We start from the raw sequence: 1,153 nt of genomic DNA on the forward strand, positions 1-1,153 counted from the left end.
GCTGTACTCATTCTGTGTTGCGTGTGTATTGGGAATCATGGGAGGACGTGAAAAACGAATGTAATTACTACACAAGATGTGGGGGATAACATCTAAGAGTCGTGAGCGGTTTATACAGCTACTCCAGCGCCAACGTTTGCACCAGCGTAGATGGGACCAACGGGGCTAGCAACATTGACACCAGCTCCAACGTGGGCTCCAGCGCCAATAGGGGCCACACCAACATTTGCATCGACATTAGCGCCAACTCCGACTCCAATGGGACCCACGACGCCAGCTCCTACGTTGGCACCGGCGTTGACACCGGCTCCAACACGAGCCCCGACATCTACGTTCGCACCGGCGTTTACACCGGCTCCAACACGAGCACCAGCTCCTACGTTCGCACCGGCGTGGACACCGGCTCCAACGCGGGCTCCAGCACCAACACCGACTCCCGCATGGGCGCCTGCATTGATACCGGCTCCTGCGAGACCGCCGAGGCCGACACCGACGTTGCCCATGACGTTGCCGCTGATGCCCGAGGCGAGATCTGTACTGCCCGAGAAGATACCTCCAATTCCTGCACCGAGGCCTCCTCCAACATTAACATCGGCGTTAGCTCCGAATCCTAGACCTCCGAGACCAATTCCAGGGATCATGCCACCACCATTTCCGAAACCTCCAACAGCTGGGCCAGATGGGAGACGGACGGGTCCAGGGGCGTGGAATGTAGGGGATTGGACGGTGCCAGAAGGGTGTTGAGGGGCAGGTCGGGGCTGGGCAGGCTTCTCTGTGTACGATGGGTGTTGAGCTGGTGCTGGCTTGGGTGGTGCGGAGTACGACGCATGGGTTGGCGCGTACGACTCATAGGCTGGCGCGTACGACTCGTGGGCTGGTGCGTACGACTGACGGGCTGGCGCGTAAGACTCAGATTCTCCGTAAGATTCGTGAGCAGCGTAGTCGCTGCCTCGGGAGGTAGGTACAGCGATGACACCGCTGCAGACAATGAGAACGCTGATCAACAAGCTGGATTGCATCTTCGACGTGATTTAAATTTAAGTAAAAGATAAATTAAGGGCTTGAAAGAGTGCTTGACGTGATACGATTCGACTCCGAAAGATTGAAAGGTCTGGAAATGATAGTGATGTGTGTAGGAGGTGCCGAAAGGTGA

1 protein-coding gene is annotated in these 1,153 nt (G+C 56.7%); it reads left to right on the forward strand.

The window, feature by feature from the left end:
- The first annotated feature begins 101 nt into the window (after positions 1–101).
- Positions 102–614 carry a hypothetical protein gene (locus tag IE219_RS32685; protein WP_189214504.1) on the forward strand — a complete coding sequence of 171 codons (513 nt, stop codon included), beginning with the start codon at positions 102–104 and terminating at the stop codon, positions 612–614.
- Positions 615–1,153 lie beyond the last annotated feature (539 nt).

The sequence above is a fragment of the Streptomyces termitum genome (assembly GCF_014650175.1).
Lineage (GTDB): Bacteria > Actinomycetota > Actinomycetes > Streptomycetales > Streptomycetaceae > Streptomyces > Streptomyces termitum.